We start from the raw sequence: 18,286 nt of genomic DNA on the forward strand, positions 1-18,286 counted from the left end.
TTTCTGCAGCTTCAACTACTTTTGGCCTCTGAAAGCATTGGACAACATTTTTCTTAATGTATGACCTAAGTCATGGTTTTTCCTAAAAAGAGTGACTGTAGATAGTATTTGAGAAAGAGCTCTCACTGTAATATACAAATAGAAGGTTGAGAGGGAGGATGAAAAAATGCTGGAAGCTGTTGAAATCACCAAAAGGTTTAAACAGACGCAAGCTGTAAACGGTGTGAATTTATATTTAGAAAAAGGGGAAATTATTGGTCTTTTAGGACCAAACGGCGCCGGCAAATCGACCACTATATCAATTATTTCCACTTTGATTCCGCCGACAAGCGGCGACGTCCGTTTGTATAACGAAAGTGTCATCAAACGTCCGGAAAAGCTCAGAAAAATTTTAGGGGTTGTACCGCAAGAAATTGCATTATATCCCGATTTATCAGCGCGGGAAAATTTGCTGTTTTTCGGCAAAATTTATCGGCTGTCAGGTTCGCAATTAAAACAGAAGGTAGAGGAAGTTTTGGAAATGATCGGTTTAACGGATCGCCAGCATGATCTTGTCAAAAATTTTTCAGGTGGAATGAAGAGAAGATTGAATATCGGTGCGGCCTTGCTGCACGAGCCTGAATTGATCATAATGGATGAGCCGACGGTCGGCATTGATCCGCAATCAAGAAATTATATTTTGGAAACGGTCAAAAGATTAAATAAAGAGAAAAAGATGACCGTCTTGTACACGAGCCATTATATGGAGGAAGTCGAATTTTTATGCAATCGCATTTACATTATGGATAAAGGCCATATTTTGGCAGCGGGTACGAAAGAGGAGATTAAAAATATTTTATCGGCAGAAAACACAATCCAAATTAGTGTCGAGCGCGTGAACGATTCATTCATTCAAGCGCTGCGTGATCATCCGGTTGTCAATCACGTGACTGTGCAAGATCGGGTAATTACCGTATTAACGCCGAAGGATGCCAATGCGTTTTCCATATTATTTAAAATTGCTGAGGAAACAAACACCATGTTAACTTCAATCGAAATGAAAACACCGACTTTGGAAGATGTGTTTCTTCATTTGACTGGAAGAGCATTACGCAATTAAAAGGGTGATGACTATGATTGGACAATTTATGAAAAAACAATTTTTAATAATGATCCGCAATAAACAGGAATTGCTTCTTCTGTTGGGCATGCCATTCATTCTTATATCTATTTTAGGTTTTGCGCTCAATAGTGTGATGGACAACAAAAATATGGACATTCAAGCGAAAGTAGCCATTGTGGAACACGGCGATGAACAAGCGGATTTTGAAAAATTGGCAAACGACGTAAAAAACATGCAAATGCCGGATGCGGAAAAGAAAAGAATGTTGCAACAAGTGGAAAAAATGATGCCTATTTCCATTTTAAAACAAGAAATTTTAGGATCTAAAGAGCTTGCACCTTATATACAAATGGCAGAGTTTCAGCCTTCTGAATTAGAGGAGATCCGTAAAAATGACCAATTTACCGTCATTATTGAAGTACCGGAACATTTTTCTTACACATTGTTGAACCATTTAATATTTGGCAGGAAAACGAAGCCGAAGCTTAGTATATATGTCAACGAAGGCAAAGAAATTACGGCCCAATTTGTTGAAGAGCTCATCACTGAATTTCAAGAGCAATATTCCTTGTTTTCAAAACTGGATCAAGCCGGCTTAAACGGATCATTTGAACTGCCTGTCGCCCAAGTGAAAGGAAAAATGGAAACCGTGACGAAACGGGAGCCGATCAATTCTTTTACTTATTATACAGTCGGCATGAGCGTTATGTTTGTTTTGTATCTGGCCTCGTACATTTCGTCGCATGCTTTGCGGGAAAAACAGTCGCACGCATTCAATCGTTTGCTGCTTGCCAATGTGCCTAAAAATTTATACATGGCTGCCATTTTCATAACTTCCTTGATTATTGCCTTTTTACAGCTCTCTTTGCTATATGCTTTAGCAGCTGTTTTTTATAGTGTCAAATGGCCGGATCTCGTCTCGTTTACAATTGTTACGCTTAGTCTTTGCGTGGCAGTCGGAGGAATCGGAACCTTTTTGACTTCGCTAAGCTACCGAATGAATTCAGATAATGTTTCCATTTTTTTCTCAAGCGGCGTTGTTTCCATTTTTGCTTTTCTTGGCGGAAGCTATTTCCCGGTTTCGCAAATGTCGGAATTTATTCGTAAATTGGGGGATATCACGCCAAATGGAGCCGGTATGACAGCTTATTTAAAAATTTTGCAAGGATATGATCTGCCGCAATTTATTTGGCCTGTCATATACTTATGTCTTTTTGGTTTTGTGATGTTCCTGTTGAGTTTGCTAGTTTTCCCAAAAAGGGGTGAAATGGCGTGATCGGAGTTTTGACAGCAAAGCTTCGTCTTTTTATCCGGAAACCTTGGCTATTTTTCATGATGTCGATCATTTCTGTTGTTTTTGCTTCGCTTATCAGCGGAGCAAACGAACGGGCAATCGTTGTTCCAGTATACAGCGAACTGCCAGAAAGTGAAGTCAAAGAGTTCATTCACGCTCTTGAACAGTATGATTTATTTTCGTTTAAAAAAATGAAAAAAGAGGAGGTTGAAAAGCTTGTTAGCGAAGGCAAGGCGGAAGCAGGAGTGGAGCTGAAAAAGAACGATTTCCGCATAATCATTGCTTCCAATACGGCCAATAGTTATTTAATTCAGCAAACAGTTCAAAAAGTATACGCAAAAGCACTGCAATCAAAGATGATCATTAATCAGGCGGAAAAACATGGAGAATCGAGCTTGGGACAAGTGGAAAAGGCGCTGGAGGATGCGAAAAACGACCCGGTTTTTAACATAGAAACAAAACATTTCCGAGCGGATGAAACAGTAATCATCAACAGCCAAATGCAAGCGATTTTCGGCAGCGTCTTGTTTTTTGTCATTTATACGATTGCGTACAACGTTTTCAATATATTAATGGAGAAGCGAACCGGCATTTGGGACCGCATGATTTTGTCACCGGTCAAAAAATGGGAGGTGTATGCCGGAAATTTAATTTACAGTTTTGCAGCCGGCTATGTTCAGGTGGCGGTCATTTTTGCAGTTTTTCGCTTTATGTTTGATGTAGATTTCAGCGATAAATTTTGGCTTGTGCTTGTATTGCTCATCCCTTATGTGTTGGCAATTGTCGCATTATCTATTTTTATTGTCGGAATTGTCAATAATGAACAACAGTTTCATGCGGTGCTTCCGCTTGTTTCTGTCAGCATGGCGATGCTGGGAGGCGCATATTGGCCGTTGGAAATTGTTTCCTCGGATGCGCTGCTCTTGCTTTCAAAATTTGTCCCCGTTACGTATGGGATGGATCTATTAAAAGGAGCGGTTGTCTACGGCTACTCATTCAGCGATTTACTTTATCCGATGAGCGTTCTATTTTTGATGGGCGTTGTGTTCATGGGGCTTGGCATCAATATTATGGAGCGGAAACAGGCTTAAGCAGCCGCACCAGCTTTCATTTGTCTATGTGCGCAAGCTCCCCAAAACGTGTGAATGAATCTTTTATAGAATATCTTGGCTTTCATTTGACTATGTGGGCAAGCTCCCGCTTTAATCGTTGGCGGGAGCAAGATTTTGCATTTGTTGGCTGACAAGCTTTTGATACAATGGATGAGACTGCAACAGCTCATCATGCGTTCCCTGCCCCGTAATGCGGCCGTTTTCAATGACAATGATGAAATCGGCATTGATGACGGTTGAGAGTCGATGGGCGATGACAAATGTTGTACGATTTTCCATTAGTCGGTGAAGGGCGTTTTGCACTTTCAACTCGGAGTCGCTGTCCAAGTTGGATGTTGCTTCATCCAGCAAAAGAATTTTTGGATTTCTCAACAGTGCCCTCGCAATGGCAATGCGCTGCCGCTGACCGCCGGATAGTTTGATCCCTCTTTCGCCGACTTCTGTCTCATATCCTGCCGGAAGTTTTTCAATAAATTCGGCTGCATTCGCTAATTGGGCTGCTTTCCGAATATCTTCTTCACTTACCGGGTGATCCAGTCCATAGCAAATATTTTCGCGTATTGTTCCTGACATAATCGGGCTGTCTTGGGAGACGTAGCCGATGTTATCGCGCCATGCGAAAAGGGAAAATTCGCGTATATCTGTATTTCCCAGTTTTATGGATCCTTTAGTCGGTGGATAAAACCGTTCAATCAAGGAAAAAATGGTGGTTTTCCCAGCCCCGCTAGGTCCGACAAATGCGATCGTTTGGCCGGGTTTCACTTCAAAATGAATGTCTTTTAGAATCATTTTTTCATTTTTATAGGCAAATGACAAATCTTGAAAAACAATCGGCTGATCAAAATCAATGTTTTCCTGTCCTGTGCTAGGTTCTGTCTCTGAATTTAACAGTTTTTGAATACGATCTGTAGCACCCATCGCTTTTTGAAAAGCTGTGAAGAATCCTGCCATTTGGCTAAAAGGAACCACAATTTGCACCATATAAATAATAATGGCGACAAGTGAACCTGCCGATAACTCTCCTGAGGCGACGCGGATGCCTCCATAACCGATAATAACGACCAACACCGCCATAATAATGGTTGCCATTAATGGTGAAACAACCGCTTGGATACGCGCTTCCTTCAAGCCGAAACGAAACAGCTGATCGATTTTTTTGTTTCCCTTCTTTTTCTCAACCGTTTCAGCGAGGTTCGATTTGACCAAACGGATATCGCTAAGTACACGTCCGAGATTAGCACTGAAAGATGCCATTTCGTCCTGTGTTTGCAGCGAAATTTTATAAATTTTCTGCCCGAGCGGCATGATAAGCAGGATGGAAAGCGGTACAAAAATAAAAAGAATGAGAGTCATTTTCCAATCGATGATGATCAGAATCAAGACGGCGCCTATGATGGTGACAAGACCGGAAACGAAATTGGCAAAATGCTCGGTGACAAGCGCTTTTAATGCATAAGTGTCCTGTGTAACCCTGCTCATCAACTCTCCTGATTCATGGCGGTCAAAATAAGGAATGGGCAAATAAAGGACATGATTCCAAAGAGCTGTGCGGATGTTGGCGACAATTTTTTCTCCAATATATGCCATAAGATAATAAGAAAAACCGCCCATAATGGATTGAAGAATAAAAACCGCAAGCAATAAGGCAATTAAATGGCCTTGCAGATTGGAAGAAGAAAACTGGTCAATCAAATCGCGCGTAAAAATGGGTACGATCAAACCTGTTATTGCTTCCAGCAAACTTAAAAGGATGGCTAAAAGAAATAGCCAATACGGCGGTGATGCTTTTTTCAACAGTTTTTGAAAATAAAACCACGGCATCTGTTTTTTGGTCTTTAAATCTTCCATGATATCATCTCTCCCCGTTTTTGGCACGATAGCTTTTTTTGTTTTTCATGTCCATCTTACATCTTCACGCAACGTGGGATGCAACATATTTTGAATGTATATCGTCATCCTGTTTGAACAGGCATATGAAAACGGCCAAAGTGGTTTTACCATTCAATATTTCTTATACGAAATGGGCGCATGCTTTTCAAACTTTTGGACATTCGGTTTGGAATAAAAGCCATTTGATCCCATTGTCCAAAATGTTGATGAAACCGGAATGGATGGAGGCTTCCATATAATGGACAGGTTTTCGCAAATTGGGGGTGTCAGCCGGCAAAACGATTTTCCATTAGCAGATTCTGAGGCAAGAAAAACATTTGCTTGTTTTAAATCGCAGTGAACAAAGGAATGCTCGTCTTTTCATTGGATTGGGGCTTGTCGCAATCGGGTTTCCTGAAAAAAAATGATAGGCAACGGTTTGAATGGGTGGATGAAATGGAAAATAGCCGTTAAGCATTTTATTAGATTGGAAGCTAAACCGGAGTGCCGCACAATCTATCTGCCTTTTGACATATTCCATTTTGGCTTCTCCGATTTCATCCGGCATCCAATGCCGAATTTGTGGATCTGCCGGATTTATACGGTTCTCTTTAAATCGAACACCCACATCAGTCTGCGATTCAAGGTCTTGGATGTTCGGTTTGTGTTGGAAGAGACAATTTCAGCTTCTTCGTTTATATTCGCCTTATTTCCGGCAATGGCAAATGCTTTTTGAACCGGTTCAGCAGGATGTTAATATCGACGAAAACGGTAATGGTTTTTTTCAAAGTCATTCCTTCTGCCGGATGATTCCTCGTTAAGATCAACGGAGTTTTTTGGAAAAAAACGGTGTTTTTCAGCTTTCATTTAGTCTACATGAGACAAAAACAGATGATTAGATGATGGGCTAAAACCTTCCCGACTTGATGATGGAATATAATAGCCATAAAAACATAAGGGTTGCAACAACAAACCCAATTTCAATGGCCGGAATTTTCCACAGCAATGTTGATTGTCTGCCCATCGAAGATCCGATAATGATTCCTACCATAATGATGCTAAAGGCGAGCAGCACGATGCTGAATGAAAGGCGATTGCTGATTCGGTCAAGTTTTTTCAAAACCAGATCCAATTCCGGGATGGTGATATCATGATGGAGCCGCCCTTTTTTCGCTAACGATAATAACTCTTTTATGTATATTGGCAAATCGATCAGCATTTCCCCGTAATCCGTTGCCTGTTTTTTAAAATTTTCAGCAATTTGTTTTGGATGCAGCCTTTCTTTTAATAATTGGCGGCCAAAGGGTTCCGCTAGGTCAACGATGCTGGCTTCAGGATCCAATGCTTCGACAATGCCTTCAACCGTCAGCAATGTTTTCCCTAACATTGTTAAATCAGCAGGGATTCTGATCGAGTGTTTGAAGGCTGTTTGCAGCAAGTCATTGACAGCCTCGCCAAGACTGACTTGGCTTAATGGGGCATTGGAATATTTTTCTCTTAAAACCTCTACATCATTTCGCAAATCCATTAAATCAACTTCATCGGGGACGATGCCCATGCGAAAAATTGTTTTAATGATGCTGTCCGTATTTTTTCTCATCAAGGCGATGACCAATGAGGAAAAATGATATTTCATTTCGGGTGTCAGCCGCCCGACCATTCCAAAATCGATAAAAGCAATCATTTCTTCCGACATGACAAGCACATTCCCTGGGTGAGGATCACCATGAAAAAAACCGTGGGTAAATATTTGATCAAATATTCCTTTTGATAAACATTCCGCAATTTTTTTACAGTTATATCCTTTTTCTTTTAATTTTGCAATGTCTTTCAGCTTTACACCTTCGACAAATTCAATGGTCAAAACGCGTTTCGTCGAATATTCCAAAAAGATTTGCGGTATATGGATGGCGCAGTCATTCTTATGGAGCTGCCGCATTTTTTCCGCATTGCGGGCTTCAATTGTGTAATCAAGCTCTGCGCGAAGAGATTTGGAAAGTTCATCAACGATTTCCCTGATCTGGTACTTTGCTGCCCATTCCAAACGGTGTTCGGCCAAAAAGGCCAAGTCTTGAAGTATTTCCAAATCCGTTTCAATCGTTTTGGCAATGCGGGGACGCTGAACTTTTACAGCAACTTTTTTACCTGACCGCAAAACAGCTTGATGAACTTGTCCGATGGAAGCAGCGGCTAATGGTGTTTGATCGAAATAATCGAATAATGCTTCTATTTCTCCCCCTAATTCTTGTTCGATAATCTCTCGAACTTCTGCAAAAGAAAAAGGGGGAACCTGATCTTGCAATTTTTCAAGCTCGCGGATAATTTCTTCGGGAAACAAATCGGGGCGTGTACTGGCAATTTGTCCCAGCTTTACAAAAGTTGGACCTAACTCCTCCAAGACGAGTCGAACCCGTTCACCGATTGTAAACGAATGCTTCACTTTTTTCATAGGAAAAAATTTCTGCGGCAATGACAAAAATTGCGAAAATCCGACTTCATCCACGATCATGCCGAAGCCGTTGCGGATGAGAGCAACAGCGATTTCGCGATAGCGATGGATATGACGGATTCTTTTCCCAACCATTTGATCAGCCCCTTTATTTTTACAGCCGGCTTTTTAAGAAGTTCTATTCCTTTTGCTCATTTTTATTTTCTAAATTTTGGATACGTTGTTCAAGTTTTTTCAAATCATCCTTTGTCACCAGATCAAGTTTATGGATCCATTGTGTCAGTTGCTCACGGATAAGGCGCTGCCATTCATTTTTTTCTTCCTGGCCGCGCTCCATCAATTGGTTCATCACTTCTTTTGAATCTTCTAATGAAAGCTCCCCTTTTTTTACGAGTTCATTCACAATTTTTTCAGCATGTTCTTTGCTTGTTAACGCAAGCCCGATTCCAAGTGCCAGTCCTTTTTTAAAAAAATCCATATTCGTTCCCTCCTGCATGTGGAATTTTGTGAAAGGTCTTTTATTATTTATTCTTCTATTTTCAACTTGTTGAATCCTTTCATTCATAAAAAACATTAATCTGTTTTTTGGAAAGCTGCTAATAATAATAAGTCATTTTCGTTCCATATATAAATTTTCCATCGGCTGCCAAACAGGAGAAGGACTAAAGTTTCCTGCCTTGAAACGATTGAGAAACGATCCTTCAAAAGTGTTCAAGAACGGCGAAAGGGTTAAAATGCCGAATGGCAAGCTCCACGAAAAAGAACACCTGTTGCATAACTTCCTTTTATTTAAAAATAATGAAAAAAATCGAATTGATGGAAACAACCGTGAAATATAACAAAAACGTCTTAATATCCCTAAAGTTAAGACGTTTACCATAAAAGCTGTCCGAAAGCTTGAAAACTAACTGTTTGCCGCCATCTTTTCGTATTGTTTATAAAAAGCCCCCAGCTCGCCTTTATAATTTTTCATCCATGGCTTATCTTTTCCGCAGTAATGAATAAAAACGGTATTTTGTTTAATCCATTCCAAACTATACTTGGGATTGGGGAGCCGTTTTGTGATTTCATAATAGCGGGCATCAAAATTGTATCGATAGCAGTCAGCAGGTTTTATTTTATCCCAATACAGTGCATTCAAAACATCTTGATCAGGAAGAACGAGCTTCAGCCGGTTTTCTTCAATGAATTGATATATATCTTTTACATTCACTGCTTTTCGCATGCCTTCCAGGTTCATTAAAAGCACGCCTGTATTAAAATAGCCCTTTGCATTAGGAGTTTTCAGCCTCAATTTGTTAAAGAGGGATGCCACTTTTGTCGAATGTTTATGTTCCGCAGCGATAAAAAGGCAATTTTCGAAATCGCTCTCATAAAAACTTTTCACTGTATTGATGACGACAATGTCAGGGTCGAGGTAAAGAACCCGATCCAAATCATTTGGCAAAAACTGATGAGCTGCCAGGCGGTAATACATCTCTGATGTGTAGTGGCGAAAAATGGGAGCGTCAGCAAAAAGCATTGGCTCGACAAAAATAGGAAATAAACATTGACCGTTTTTTTCAAAAAACATATGTAACTCTTGAAGTTTTTCCTCGGAAATATCCGAATACATCATATATACGGAAAATTTTTCCTCTGGATTATTGAAAAACAATGAACTTAACATCACTTTTAAAGGAGGAATATAATTGGCGTTCAACGTGACAAGAATATTGATCATCCGTTACCATCCTTACTTAAAACGTAATGAATGAAAACTCAGCATAAATAAAAAATAGCACCATTCTTATCATCGTTCAACAAAATGTTCTTTCATTTGGCGTCTTTACATTAGTGGTAATATATGTAATAGTTTTTATGTAAAATTATACTAAAATGTATGGTTCTTTGTACCGATATAAATAATAACAATCGTGTCCATAAGCGCAAGGGGGAAACGGTTATGAAAGTTCAAGGGGTAGCCGGTGCCGGAAGCTCTGTTTTGCAGAAAAAGCAGCAGGGGAATGAAGAGTACCTGTTAAAATCATTTGATGCGAAGCAGGCTTTACAGGAGGATGCCGGCAAAATAAAAGATCAATTGAAGGAAGCTGTTGAAGAAGTTAATAATTTTTTAAAGCCGATGAAAACATCCATCCAGTTTGTGCTTCATGAAGAACTGGGCGAATATTATGTAAAGGTTGTCAATGAAGACACAAAAGAAGTGATTCGGGAAATTCCCCCGAAAAAAATGCTTGATATGTATGCAGCGATGGCAGAACTGATAGGATTACTGGTAGATCGAAAAATTTAAACAGGGGTGGAAAGTGATGAGGATCGTAGGTTTAGCAAGCGGCATGGATATTGATGCTCTCGTGAAAGATTTAATGAAAGCCGAGCGCATTCCGCTTGATAAAATGTATCAACAAAAACAAATTTTTGAATGGCAGCGGGACAGCTATCGGGAAATTAATACAATGCTGGATGAACTGGACAGGCTGATTTTTGACGGAATTTATCGGCAGTCAAGCTACAGAAAAAAAACGGTGACCAGTTCAGATGAATCAAGTGTTACGGCAAGGGCAATCAATGCCACTTCCAATATTTCAGCAACCATTGAAGTGTCGCAATTAGCAGAAGCTGCATCTTGGAGCGCAAGCAGTTTAAGCGGTTATTCACCTGCAAACCAAACGCTGGAATTCGAGGTTATGGATCCAGGCGGAACTGAGGCAAGAACGGTAAAAATTGAATTGAGCAATACGGATACGCTTGACGATGTGATCAGCAAAATCAACAGTTCCGACTTAGGCGTTACTGCCATGAAAATAAAAGATTCAAACGGCACGGAAAAGCTGGTCTTGACAAACAATCAAACAGGCGAGGGCGGTTATATCAAAGCGGCTGACGATGCGACGAAAAATTTTGTTACAAGTCTTGGATTCACAGTTGATGCAAACTCTCTACTTACGCCTGATGCCGGAAAAGAAGGCAAAAATGCCATCGTAAAAATCAACGGATATGAAACGGTGCAAACATCCAATACCTTTACGATTAGCGGAATGGAGTATACGATAAAAAAAGTAACCGCTAACCCGGTTATGATTTCAACTGCGACAGATGTTGATGGAATCCTCGACACTATTGTAAAATTTGTTGACAAATATAATGAGGTAATCGGCAAAATTAATGGCAAATTAACGGAAGAACGCTTCAGAGACTATCCGCCGCTAACGGATGAACAGAAAGAGGAAATGACGGAAAAACAAATCGAACTGTGGGAAGAAAAAGCGAAAAGCGGACTGCTCCGCAGCGATTCCATTTTATCGAGCGGCCTTGATCAAATGCGGCTTGACCTATACACACCTGTTGCCGGAGCTTCCGAAGAATTTGATCTGCTTGCCGATATTGGAATCACGACAACATCGAATTATTTGGAAAGAGGCAAGCTAACTATTGATGAAGACAAACTCAGGGAGAAAATAAAGGAAAATCCTGAAGCAATTTATAACTTGTTTATGGCTGACGGAGACACTTATGAAGAAAAAGGGATTGCCCGCCGTCTTCGCGATTCGTTGAAAGGCATGATGACAAATATAAAAGATAAAGCCGGAACATCCCTTTCCACCAATGATCAGTTTACGATCGGCAAAAATTTGGACGACTTGAATGACCGGATTGATGCGTTTAATGATAGATTAGTAGAAATCGAATCGAGATATTATCGCCAATTTACGGCCATGGAACAGGCGATTCAACGGGCGAACCAACAATCAGCCTATTTAATGCAATTTTTCGGCGGAGGCGCTTAAACGGCTTCGCCTGTTTGAAACTTTAACAGATTAGGAGTGTCTAAGATGGCGGTAAATAATCCTTATCAGTCTTATTTGGAAAACAGCATACAAACTGCAACGCCGGGTGAACTTACCTTAATGTTGTATAACGGATGTTTAAAGTTTTTAAAGCTTGCAAAAAAAGCAATCGAAGAAAACGACATTGAACAAAAAAATGTCAATTTGCAAAAAGCGCAAAAAATCTTATATGAATTAATGTCCACTTTAAAAATGGACATTGACCTTTCCAAAAATATGTATGCTATGTATGAATATATGAATCGCCGGTTAATTGAAGCCAATATTAAAAATGACATTTCTATTTTAAATGAGGTTGAAGAGTATGTTACAGAGTTTAGGGATACATGGAAGGAAGTCATTCAAATCAACCGGAAACAACAGCATAAAGAAGGCGGACAAGCATAATGGATGAAGTGAAAAAGCTGTTGGAAACAACTGAAATGCTAGTGGAGCTGACAAAAAATCCGAAACAATCCAACCGTGATGAAACGATCCGTCAAATTGAAACGATGCTGTCGAAACGGGAAGAATTAATGAATAAACTTCAGCCTCCGTTTTCCACGCTGCAAATGGAGTTTGGGAAAAAAATCGTCAGCCTGAATCAAACATTGGCAAAACAATTGGAGCAATTCAAACAACAAATCAAGAAAGATATCATTTTCGCAAAAAATAATAAAGCGACACTCCAAAAATATATGAATCCTTATGGAAATGCTACCATTGACGGAATTTTTTATGATAAACGAAAATAGGAGAGCAACGGTTTTATGTTAACAGCAGATCATTTCCAACTGCTTTCCCGTTTTTATCAGCTCCTTGACTCGATTGAAGAGGGTTTTTATTACATCGTATCAAGCTTTGAAAACATCAATTTCACGGAACGGGATCAAGTATTAGCAGATGTATTGCTGGCCATTTATGAAATTGATTCGACCCGGCCATTTTTGCTAGCTGTTTTATCCGACGATTCCGAAGCGGTGCTGGAACTAAAAAGAATGGATTTTGTGATCGACCAATTGGAAAAAATAGATTTAGAGAGCGTTATGCCTCTTCAGTTTCAATCTTTTATGAAATATGAGCTTCTCCCTTCTTTTTTAAAATGGAAAAAAAGGATTCAAGAAAAATTGAAAACTTACGTCACACATTGATTTATGCCATTTCCCAATGTCGACAAAATCACAATTTGTTTAACAATTTGCCACAGTTATTTTTTTTTTAAGAAGGGAAACAAGAAGGGATATAGAATTATATAAATAATCCCTTAAAAAAGGAGGAGCTGAAGATGAACTACAACGTCAGAGGGGAAAACATTGGGGTTACTCCAGCTTTAAGAGAATATGTGGAGAAAAAATTATCCAAACTTACCCGCTATTTCGACAACGGGGTCAGCGCATCTGCAAATGTGAATTTGAAATATTATAACGACAAACAATCGAAAATTGAAGTTACCATACCGATGCCGCATTTAGTTTTGCGGGCGGAGGAATATCATGAAGATATGTATGCAGCCATTGATCTCGTAGTAGATAAACTTGAGCGGCAAATACGCAAGCATAAAACAAAAGTCAATCGAAAGCTTCGCGAACAGCATGTAGACGTAAAATATTTTATCAATCCGGCTGTTGGAGAAGCAGATGAAAAAGAGGAAGAAGAAGATCTTGAACTTGTTCGCACCAAACGGTTCAATTTGAAACCAATGGATGCAGAAGAAGCGATTTTGCAAATGAACATGCTGGGTCATAACTTTTTCGTCTTTACAAATGCGGACACAAACAAAACAAATGTTGTGTATCGCAGAAAAGACGGCCGCTATGGACTAATAGAGCCAAATGAATAAAATCCGTTTTGAATGATTGCAGCCCTTTATGGGCTGTAATTTTTTTGCAAATTTATTATAATAGAAATGTTAGCTATCGCGAACCTTCGCAATAAGTACCGGACATATGACCAATCATGGGTGTATGGATGATTCGCGATCGAAAGTTGTATGCTTGAAAAAGCAGTGATAAAATTTAATGAGAACCTATCGTACATGTTTTACAAACTGATTTAAGGAGCGTTCAAAATGCTTGGAATTTTAAATAAAGTGTTTGATCCGAACAAGCGGACGTTGGCGCGATATGAAAAAATGGCCGAAAAAATCAATGCGCTCGGCCCTGAGATGAGAAAACTGTCAGATCTGGAACTGCGTGCGAAAACGGGAGAATTTGCCGAACGGTTGGAAAAAGGCGAGACGCTCGATGACCTTTTAATTGAAGCTTACGCAGTCGTTAGAGAAGCAGCGCACCGAGTTCTCGGTTTATACCCATTTAAAGTGCAGTTAATGGGAGCCATTGCTCTGCATGAAGGAAATATAGCCGAAATGAAAACCGGTGAAGGAAAAACATTGACATCAACCATGCCAGTGTATTTGAATGCACTCACGAGAAAAGGCGTCCACGTTGTCACTGTCAATGAATATTTGGCGCAGCGGGATGCCAATGAAATGGGGAAAATATTCGAGTTTCTCGGCATGACAGTCGGTTTAAATTTAAACGGCATGTCAAGGGAAGAAAAAAAGGCGGCTTATGAAGCCGATATAACTTATTCAACAAATAATGAATTAGGATTCGATTATTTGCGGGACAATATGGTTCTTTATAAAGAACAGAAGGTGCAGCGACCGCTTCATTATGCCGTTATTGATGAAGTGGACTCGATTTTAATTGATGAGGCCAGAACACCGCTTATCATTTCCGGACAGGCGCAAAAATCGACGAAGCTGTACATGCAGGCAAATGCTTTTGTCCGCACGCTGCAAAAAGATAAAGATTACACATATGATGAAAAAACAAAATCAGTCCAACTGACGGAAGAGGGAATTGAAAAGGCGGAAAGAGCGTTTCAAATCAATAACTTGTTCGATTTAAAAAATGTTACATTAAACCATCATATCAACAACGCGCTGAAAGCCCATGTCGTCATGCATAAAGATATCGATTATGTCGTGCAAGATGGACAAGTCATCATTGTCGATCCGTTCACCGGCCGCTTAATGAAAGGGCGCCGTTATAGCGACGGCCTTCATCAAGCAATTGAAGCGAAAGAGGGGCTTGAAATTCAAAATGAAAGCATGACGCTCGCAACCATTACGTTCCAAAATTATTTCCGCATGTATGAAAAACTTGCCGGTATGACGGGTACAGCGAAAACAGAAGAAGAAGAATTCCGCAACATTTACAACATGCAGGTGGTTTCCATTCCGACAAATAAGCCGGTTATTCGCGAGGATCGTCCGGATCTCGTTTATCGGACTATGGAAGGGAAATTTAAGGCTGTCGTGGAAGATATTGCCCAGCGACATATGATCGGCCAGCCGGTTTTAGTCGGTACAGTTGCTGTTGAAACATCTGAATTGATTTCGAATATGTTGAAAAAGAAAGGGATTCCGCATAATGTATTGAATGCCAAAAACCATGCGAAGGAAGCGGAAATTATTGAACAAGCCGGGCAAAAAGGAGCGGTAACCATTGCTACCAACATGGCTGGCCGTGGAACAGATATTAAGCTCGGCGAAGGAGTAAAAGAGTTGGGAGGTCTGGCCGTCATCGGCACGGAGCGCCATGAATCCCGCAGAATTGACAATCAGCTGCGGGGGCGTTCTGGACGCCAGGGAGACCCGGGAGTGAGCCAGTTTTACTTATCGATGGAAGATGAGTTAATGCGGCGCTTTGGCTCAGAAAGCATGATGAGCATGATGGATCGTCTTGGAATGGACGATTCCCAGCCCATTCAAAGCAAAATGATTACGCGTGCAGTGGAATCAGCTCAAAAACGTGTCGAAGGAAACAACTTCGACGCTCGGAAACAGCTTCTTCAATATGATGATGTATTACGGCAGCAGCGGGAAATTATCTACAAACAAAGAGATGAAGTGCTGGAATCGGAAAATTTACGGGAAAATGTTGAAGAAATGATCAAACAAACGATCGAGCGCGTTGTACGCTCTTTCACTCCTGAGGAAGAGCTCCCTGAAGATTGGAATCTTGAAGGCTTGGTTGACTGGGTGAAAGCCAACATTCTTGATGAAACAAGCAAATTCAATGTAAATGAACTTCGCGGCAAAGAAGCGGATGAAATCATCGATATTATTTGGGAAAGAGCAAAACAACGCTACGATGAAAAAGAAGCTGCATTTGGTGAAGAAAACATGCGGGAATTTGAACGTGTCATCGTCCTTCGATCGGTTGATTCAAAATGGATGGATCATATCGATATGATGGATCATCTGCGTCAAGGCATCCACTTGCGCGCTTACGGACAAACGGATCCTTTGCGCGAATATCAAATGGAAGGATATGCGATGTTTGAAAATATGGTTGCATCCATCCAGGAAGATGTTACAAAATATATAATGAAAGCAGAGATACAAAACAATCTGGAGCGGCAGGAAGTGGCAGTTGGCGAGGCTGTGCAGCCAAAAGAAGGCGTGGAGCCGAAGAAAAAGAAACCGATTCGGAAAACGCATGAAGTCGGCCGCAACGATCCGTGTCCTTGCGGAAGCGGCAAGAAATACAAACATTGCTGCGGACGTTAACCGCTATTATTAGGTAGAGGTCTCTCTGCCTTTTTCTTTGACAAAAGTAAAGCATATTTTTGAGGTGATGATGCATTGGAATTAGTAGACATTCGACATGAACTCGGAAAAATGGCTAAGCGATTAGCGGATTTTAGGGGGTCTCTTTGACTTAGAAGAGAAGGAAAAACGCATTCAAGAATTGGAAGAACAAATGGCTGCGCCAAATTTTTGGGATGACCAGCAAGCAGCGCAAAAGGTCATTAATGAAGCGAATGGGTTAAAAGAGCTAGTAGGAGAGTTTAATCATTTGCACGAATCATTTGAAAATCTTCAAGTAACCTACGAACTCATTAAAGAAGAACCTGATGATGAACTGCAAAAAGAACTGGAATCGGAATTAAAATCCTTAACAAAGGAACTGAACAACTTTGAACTGCAGCTTTTATTAAATGAGCCTTATGACAAAAATAATGCGATATTGGAACTTCATCCGGGCGCAGGAGGAACAGAGTCGCAAGACTGGGGTTCGATGCTTTTGCGAATGTATACGAGATGGGCAGAGAAAAAAGGGTTTAAAGTAGAAACGCTTGACTATCTCCCGGGCGATGAAGCCGGAATTAAAAGCGTCACATTGCTGATTAAAGGTCATAATGCATATGGCTATTTAAAAGCGGAAAAAGGGGTTCACCGGTTAGTGCGAATTTCTCCTTTTGATGCATCAGGCCGCCGGCATACATCATTCGTTTCGTGCGAAGTTATGCCGGAATTCAATGATGAAATCGATGTTGAAATTAAGAGCGAAGATTTAAAAATTGATACGTACCGTTCAAGCGGTGCGGGAGGCCAGCATGTAAATACGACCGACTCAGCGGTGCGGATTACTCACTTGCCAACAGGTATTGTCGTTACATGCCAATCGGAGCGGTCGCAAATTAAAAACAGGGAACGCGCGATGAAAATGTTAAAAACAAAGTTGTACCAGAAAAAAATGGAGGAACAGGAAAAAGAACTGGCCGAAATTCGCGGGGAACAAAAAGAAATCGGCTGGGGCAGCCAAATTCGCTCTTACGTCTTTCACCCTTATTCGCTAGTGAAGGACCACCGGACAAATGTCGAGATCGGGAACGTTCAATCCGTAATGGACGGAGAAATCGACCCTTTTATCGATGCGTATTTACGTTTAAAATTGCAATAAAATTTTTTGGAGAGGATCGCATCTCATCAGATGTTGTTCTCACAGGTTATTTGTTTTGCGGGAAAGCTGGGCGGAAGCAGTGAGTTTGCGCCCGGTTTTTCGTTTTCAAAATGAACCCGATGGAGGATGTTCACTCAGCGGTATTACATCAATTTTATGGAAGATAATATAGTCAAGTCCGATTCCTTCAAAAAAATCACTAAAATTGTCAATTTCAGTTCTAACATTCATTTCACAAGATTGTAAAATGTTGTTCAAATCCTTAAAGGGTGAAATTGCTGATAGTGGGTTATAATATCCCTGAATCCAATTGAAGGGAGGCTTCATTGTGAAAAAGGCATTGGCACTATTTTTAGGATTGTCGTTTTTATTAGCAGCATGCGGAGGCGGCAACAATACAGAAGAGAACGGAGATGCCGGAGGTGCCAAAAATAATAGCACTGCAGAAGCAGAACAACTTGTTAAACAAAATTGTACAGGCTGCCATGGACAGAACCTTGAAGGTGCGTCCGGTCCTAATTTGCAGAAGGTTGGCAGCAAATACAATAAGGATGAAATTAAAAACATTATTGTGAACGGCAAAGGAGCTATGCCGAAAGGCATATTGAACGAAGAGGAAGCGGATGTTGTTGCGGATTGGCTTTCAGCAAAAAAATAGTTGAAAACACGAAAAATGGCGATAACATTTCGCCATTTTTTATTCAGTTTATAGAAAAAATGGGATTTATTTCATTTTTTTGTTACGAAAATATTAAAAATTTTCTTGCAAATTACGAGATTGAAATAAAAATGTAATATGAAAAGGTCTATTTTTGACGAAAAATGATGTTATAATAAATTTTGTGGAATAAGTGCTGTTTCTTTTTTATTACTACAA

The 18,286-nt window shown here is 40.3% G+C and carries 16 protein-coding genes; 12 read left to right on the plus strand and 4 right to left on the minus strand.

Features of this window, described 5'->3' with window-relative positions; all coding sequences use genetic code 11:
- Positions 1 to 166 precede the first annotated feature (166 nt).
- From AC0KTX_RS09555 to AC0KTX_RS09565, 3 genes are read left to right on the plus strand one after another with little or no spacing between them, the layout of a single operon-like run.
- A complete protein-coding gene (locus AC0KTX_RS09555) occupies positions 167 to 1,099 on the plus strand; it encodes an ABC transporter ATP-binding protein (protein ID WP_474251976.1) in 933 nt (310 codons plus the stop codon).
- A 13-nt stretch (positions 1,100 to 1,112) separates the two neighbouring features.
- Positions 1,113 to 2,378: an ABC transporter permease gene (locus AC0KTX_RS09560; RefSeq protein ID WP_474251977.1), complete on the plus strand. Its 1,266-nt coding sequence runs from the start codon at positions 1,113 to 1,115 to the stop codon at positions 2,376 to 2,378.
- On the plus strand, positions 2,375 to 3,487 hold the full coding sequence (locus AC0KTX_RS09565; protein WP_474251978.1) for an ABC transporter permease: 1,113 nt from the start codon (positions 2,375 to 2,377) through the stop codon (positions 3,485 to 3,487). Before AC0KTX_RS09560 ends, AC0KTX_RS09565 begins: the two co-directional genes overlap by 4 nt.
- 111 nt (positions 3,488 to 3,598) lie before the next feature.
- On the opposite strand, the gene AC0KTX_RS09570 is transcribed toward AC0KTX_RS09565, so the two are convergent.
- The 4 genes from AC0KTX_RS09570 to AC0KTX_RS09585 form a co-directional block, all read right to left on the minus strand.
- Complete coding sequence (locus AC0KTX_RS09570) at positions 3,599 to 5,356, minus strand: ABC transporter ATP-binding protein (protein ID WP_474251979.1); 1,758 nt, start codon at positions 5,354 to 5,356, stop codon at positions 3,599 to 3,601.
- A gap of 928 nt (positions 5,357 to 6,284) precedes the next feature.
- Complete coding sequence (locus AC0KTX_RS09575; RefSeq protein ID WP_474251980.1) at positions 6,285 to 7,961, minus strand: ABC1 kinase family protein; 1,677 nt, start codon at positions 7,959 to 7,961, stop codon at positions 6,285 to 6,287.
- 43 nt (positions 7,962 to 8,004) lie between these two features.
- Positions 8,005 to 8,304 (minus strand): phasin family protein, encoded by a 300-nt coding sequence (locus tag AC0KTX_RS09580; RefSeq protein ID WP_474251981.1) that lies wholly within the window; start codon positions 8,302 to 8,304, stop codon positions 8,005 to 8,007.
- Between the two features lie 426 nt (positions 8,305 to 8,730).
- Positions 8,731 to 9,549: a glycosyltransferase family 8 protein gene (locus AC0KTX_RS09585; protein ID WP_474251982.1), complete on the minus strand. Its 819-nt coding sequence runs from the start codon at positions 9,547 to 9,549 to the stop codon at positions 8,731 to 8,733.
- A gap of 222 nt (positions 9,550 to 9,771) precedes the next feature.
- Here AC0KTX_RS09585 and flaG point away from each other — a divergent pair, with 222 nt between their 5' ends.
- The 9 genes from flaG (at position 9,772) to cccB (ending at position 18,067) form a co-directional block, all read left to right on the plus strand.
- On the plus strand, positions 9,772 to 10,119 hold the full coding sequence (gene flaG / locus AC0KTX_RS09590; protein ID WP_474251983.1) for a flagellar protein FlaG: 348 nt from the start codon (positions 9,772 to 9,774) through the stop codon (positions 10,117 to 10,119).
- Between the two features lie 16 nt (positions 10,120 to 10,135).
- A complete protein-coding gene (locus tag AC0KTX_RS09595; RefSeq protein WP_474251984.1) occupies positions 10,136 to 11,614 on the plus strand; it encodes a flagellar hook-associated protein 2 in 1,479 nt (492 codons plus the stop codon).
- Positions 11,615 to 11,659: 45 nt separating this feature from the next.
- Positions 11,660 to 12,061 (plus strand): flagellar export chaperone FliS, encoded by a 402-nt coding sequence (fliS, locus tag AC0KTX_RS09600; RefSeq protein WP_474251985.1) that lies wholly within the window; start codon positions 11,660 to 11,662, stop codon positions 12,059 to 12,061.
- Complete coding sequence (gene fliT / locus AC0KTX_RS09605) at positions 12,061 to 12,408, plus strand: flagellar protein FliT (RefSeq protein ID WP_474251986.1); 348 nt, start codon at positions 12,061 to 12,063, stop codon at positions 12,406 to 12,408. Before fliS ends, fliT begins: the two co-directional genes overlap by 1 nt.
- 15 nt (positions 12,409 to 12,423) lie before the next feature.
- Positions 12,424 to 12,804 carry a DUF8042 domain-containing protein gene (locus AC0KTX_RS09610; RefSeq protein ID WP_474251987.1) on the plus strand — a complete coding sequence of 127 codons (381 nt, stop codon included), beginning with the start codon at positions 12,424 to 12,426 and terminating at the stop codon, positions 12,802 to 12,804.
- A 134-nt stretch (positions 12,805 to 12,938) separates the two neighbouring features.
- A complete protein-coding gene (hpf, locus tag AC0KTX_RS09615) occupies positions 12,939 to 13,493 on the plus strand; it encodes a ribosome hibernation-promoting factor, HPF/YfiA family (protein WP_474251988.1) in 555 nt (184 codons plus the stop codon).
- Between the two features lie 228 nt (positions 13,494 to 13,721).
- Positions 13,722 to 16,232, plus strand: coding sequence for a preprotein translocase subunit SecA (gene secA, locus AC0KTX_RS09620; protein WP_474251989.1), 2,511 nt, complete (start codon positions 13,722 to 13,724; stop codon positions 16,230 to 16,232).
- A 75-nt stretch (positions 16,233 to 16,307) separates the two neighbouring features.
- A protein-coding gene (prfB, locus tag AC0KTX_RS09625) for a peptide chain release factor 2 (RefSeq protein WP_474251990.1) occupies positions 16,308 to 17,409 on the plus strand; the annotation gives its coding sequence in 2 pieces (ribosomal slippage) (positions 16,308 to 16,379 and positions 16,381 to 17,409; 1,101 coding nt in all).
- Between the two features lie 328 nt (positions 17,410 to 17,737).
- Positions 17,738 to 18,067: a cytochrome c551 gene (gene cccB, locus AC0KTX_RS09630; RefSeq protein WP_474251991.1), complete on the plus strand. Its 330-nt coding sequence runs from the start codon at positions 17,738 to 17,740 to the stop codon at positions 18,065 to 18,067.
- Positions 18,068 to 18,286 lie beyond the last annotated feature (219 nt).

It is taken from the genome of Aeribacillus sp. JST-2, from assembly GCF_056032925.1.

Excerpts from the sequence above, each read along its gene's own strand:
- AC0KTX_RS09555 (WP_474251976.1), top strand. The coding sequence starts at position 167 with ATGCTGGAAGCTGTTGAAATCACCAAAAGGTTTAAACAGACGCAAGCT.
- AC0KTX_RS09560 (WP_474251977.1), top strand. The coding sequence starts at position 1,113 with ATGATTGGACAATTTATGAAAAAACAATTTTTAATAATGATCCGCAAT.
- AC0KTX_RS09570 (WP_474251979.1), bottom strand. The coding sequence starts at position 5,356 with ATGGAAGATTTAAAGACCAAAAAACAGATGCCGTGGTTTTATTTTCAA.
- AC0KTX_RS09575 (WP_474251980.1), bottom strand. The coding sequence starts at position 7,961 with ATGGTTGGGAAAAGAATCCGTCATATCCATCGCTATCGCGAAATCGCT.
- AC0KTX_RS09580 (WP_474251981.1), bottom strand. The coding sequence starts at position 8,304 with ATGGATTTTTTTAAAAAAGGACTGGCACTTGGAATCGGGCTTGCGTTA.
- AC0KTX_RS09585 (WP_474251982.1), bottom strand. The coding sequence starts at position 9,549 with ATGATCAATATTCTTGTCACGTTGAACGCCAATTATATTCCTCCTTTA.
- flaG (WP_474251983.1), top strand. The coding sequence starts at position 9,772 with ATGAAAGTTCAAGGGGTAGCCGGTGCCGGAAGCTCTGTTTTGCAGAAA.
- AC0KTX_RS09595 (WP_474251984.1), top strand. The coding sequence starts at position 10,136 with ATGAGGATCGTAGGTTTAGCAAGCGGCATGGATATTGATGCTCTCGTG.
- fliS (WP_474251985.1), top strand. The coding sequence starts at position 11,660 with ATGGCGGTAAATAATCCTTATCAGTCTTATTTGGAAAACAGCATACAA.
- fliT (WP_474251986.1), top strand. The coding sequence starts at position 12,061 with ATGGATGAAGTGAAAAAGCTGTTGGAAACAACTGAAATGCTAGTGGAG.
- AC0KTX_RS09610 (WP_474251987.1), top strand. The coding sequence starts at position 12,424 with ATGTTAACAGCAGATCATTTCCAACTGCTTTCCCGTTTTTATCAGCTC.
- hpf (WP_474251988.1), top strand. The coding sequence starts at position 12,939 with ATGAACTACAACGTCAGAGGGGAAAACATTGGGGTTACTCCAGCTTTA.
- secA (WP_474251989.1), top strand. The coding sequence starts at position 13,722 with ATGCTTGGAATTTTAAATAAAGTGTTTGATCCGAACAAGCGGACGTTG.